This window comes from Streptococcus sp. GMD6S (assembly GCF_000297015.1).
Genome location: NZ_AJRH01000096.1, coordinates 1 through 3285 on the forward strand (window position 1 = coordinate 1; position 3285 = coordinate 3285).

Annotated in this window: 2 protein-coding genes; both read right to left on the reverse strand. The window is 33.1% G+C overall.

From position 1 onward, the window contains the following. Positions 1-111: 111 nt before the first annotated feature. On the reverse strand, positions 112-2151 hold the full coding sequence (locus GMD6S_RS08635) for a retron Ec67 family RNA-directed DNA polymerase/endonuclease (protein WP_000160018.1): 2040 nt from the start codon (positions 2149-2151) through the stop codon (positions 112-114). A 297-nt stretch (positions 2152-2448) separates the two neighbouring features. Continuing rightward, on the reverse strand, positions 2449-3285 hold an 837-nt coding region (locus GMD6S_RS08640; RefSeq protein WP_008293997.1), incomplete at its 5' end, for an MFS transporter.

A 3285-nucleotide genomic window follows, 5' to 3' on the forward strand; every position in this document is an offset into this window, starting at 1 on the left:
GTCAAGAAATATGTGTAAAAATTTTACATATAAAAAAACTCCTAGTAAAAACTAGAAGTTTAGAGGATTATACATCAGTTATTCGGCAGAATTCTATATTTTAAAGATAAGCTAGAATAATGATTTATAATCTAGTATATTATCTCTTATACCGTCTAACAAAGGGATAAACTCAGTAAAATCGAATTTTTCATAATTTTTTAGAACATGCTTTGAAAGAATTTCTTTTCCATAATGATTATCACCACCACTCTTGGAGAATGTTTTCCCTTTTAAAATGGGTGGCAATTTACGTGACAATAATAGATCTTCAATATCAGAAAAATTACCGTCATTCTTACTAGATACTAAAGGTGTCGCCATAATATATAAGCTCCCATTTTTATTAATACGACAAGGTTTTTCTCTTCTAATTTTTTCTAAATTATCTGAAATTTTTGATTCTAAACTCTTGGAAGTCTTCGAGTCTTTATTCTGAGGATTCATTAGGTCTTTTGCATGATTCGCAAACAAAAATAAGGGAGATTTATCCTTACCATTTCTATTATTCGGTTCATTATCAAATAAAAATATTGTTGGATAATTTGGAATATTATCGGTTAATTGTTGGAAATAAGTAATATAGTTTGCGTATAAAATTCTTTCTTCTGGATCTAGAGCAAAAAATTTTTTCTTACCTTCATCATTATAGTAAGATTTATCAGAAAAATAATTATACCAATATTTAAAACCTTCTCCCCCTTCTGGAACATTAAAAAGATACTCTATTGTATTAGTATGATTTAAAAATTCAATTTTAAATACAAAGTTATTGCCAACTTTTTCAATAAGTTCTGGATATTTACGATAAAGCTTTTTTAAAGCTGCTTTAATATATCGGGGATCTGTCTTTCCTTCTGTGACAATTATAGGTTTATCATTTCCGAAAAAATATTTATAAAATAGAAATTTTTTGTACTCTTTTTCTCTAGAATTAAATAGAGACATGTACGTTTTCTTTTGTTCCTTACCTATACTGTAGAACTCTGTTGGTAAATTATATGTATTATGTTTTTTATTATCGAATAATTCTTTTCGTAAATCTTTATTATAAAAGATATATTTCCAATAATATTTCGATTCAGATTTTTTTGATGAGTTTCTGCCTAATAAATATTTCTGTGCATCCAGATTATTTTGAATCAGGGACTTTTTATAAAGTAAGTAGTTGTTGTATTGATCTATTTGAAAAATAAAAGCAAAGCGTCCCGTTAGTTGATTGATCGTTCCTGGTTTCTTATCTATTTCAAAAGCTCCATCTTTGTATAATTGAAAGGCCATTGCGCGAGTATTTTTTATGTACTCTCTTTTTACATTTATCTTTTTGTTGACAACCAGTCCAGTCACTTCTTGGCGCTGCATGTTATTGCTCAATCGTGTTTTTTTAGGATTAATTTCAAAACCAGATGAGATGATTACCTCCTCTAATTCAGTTAAAAAGTTATCTAACTCTTTGCTTGCTCTCAGTTTATTAGAGTTTAGTTCACGATTTGTCGAAAAAGTCATATCATCGGCGTATCTAGAATATGTAAAACGATATTTTTTAGCAATTTTGACAATCCGATAATCTAAAATTCTAGTAATTAAATTTGTGATGATGGGAGAAGAAGGGGCTCCTTGTGGTAACTTACCTTGGTAACATGCAATTTGAGCAATTACTGTAGCAATTTCTGGTGAAACAGTAAAATCCTTGTCTTTTATAAAGAAGCCTCTTACTCTTCCAAAATTAAAAGAATCAAAAAAGTTTTTCAAGTCAATGTTCAGAATGTATTTCTTGTTTCGATGCATCTGAGAGTTGGTAATAATGCTTTTCCCCTTTTCAAATGCGTGAGACAGAACAGGTGTTTTAAAGTTCTTATCCTTTGATTTAGATTCTATGCTTTCAAGGTAACATTCCCACAAAACATTAGACAATTTTTTCTGAAGGAACTTCAACTCTTTTTTGGGGGCATGTATAACTCTTTCTCCACCATTCTTTTTAAGGATAGTGAAAGAGTTATATAAATTATCAGTTTTTACATTGTACAATAAATAATTGATGTATTTAGCACTTTTCAAGCCAAGTAGTTTAGCAAAGTCATCTTTTGTTTGTAGTTGATTGAATTTAGTCATAATTTTTTCCTCATAAAAAAAAGCGTATGATAACTCTTACGCGAACAAGATTTCCAGAAGAAATCCAAGAAAATCCCTAGCTAATAAAACTAGGTAAAGCCAAACATTCCTATAACATCGCTGTTAATACTTGCGAACACACAAGTCAAAAATCTAATCATACGCAAACATATTCTATCACAAAACAAGATATTAATCTAGTTTTAAGGTGTATTAAACTAGATTATTGTATGGACCAAAAAAAGCCAGACTCTGTCTGGCTTTGCATTGTTTATGGTTATGATAGATTTTAGAAAATTAGAGAATCTTATCAGTCCGATCCACCATAAAGAGTGAGATGGTCATGATGATATCGATGGCTAGAAGGGCAAGGACAGCTGGGATCCAAGATTGGAAAAGTTCAAAACTATAACCAAACAAGGCAGGACCAAAAGCAGCTAAGATGTAGCCTCCTGTTTGCGCTAGTCCTGATAGCTGAGCTGTCTTTTCAGGAGAACTGGTTTTAAGCGAGAAGCAAACCATGAGGTAGGGGAAGAGGGCACTGCAGGCCGTTCCAATCAAGAGATGGACGACTAACCAGTAGAGGAAATTATTGGTTGGATACAAGAGCATGGCAATTCCTGTCATACCAGCGATAGAGATAATTGCCAGCATGATTCGACGGTGACCATCTGATAGACGAGTCGTCAGACTTGGAACAGTCATTGAAAAAGGAATGCTGATGAGTGAGAAAATAGAAGCAAGGAGAGCCGCATCACTATTAGAAATACCAGCACTAACAGCCATAGTTGGCAACCAGGTCATACTTGTATAAAAGAGCAAGGACTGAAGCCCGCCAAAGATAATGATAGCCCAGACATCTTTACTTTTTAGAATATTCTCTTTGACTTGCTTTTCTTTTTGGTTTTCTAGGTGGTGGTTGTGGCGATGATTTGGCAACCAGACTAGCAGAGTGACCAGACAGAGAAAGCTGAGAACGAGGATGAGGCCCTTCCAAGAACTAGCTTGGGTGATAGGGACGGATAGATAAGAAGCGATGGCTGTCGAAATTCCCATGGCAGTGACATAGAGCGTTGTTAGGAAACTAATCTTTTGAGGCTGATTTGCCTGGATCATACTTGGGAGGAGTACATT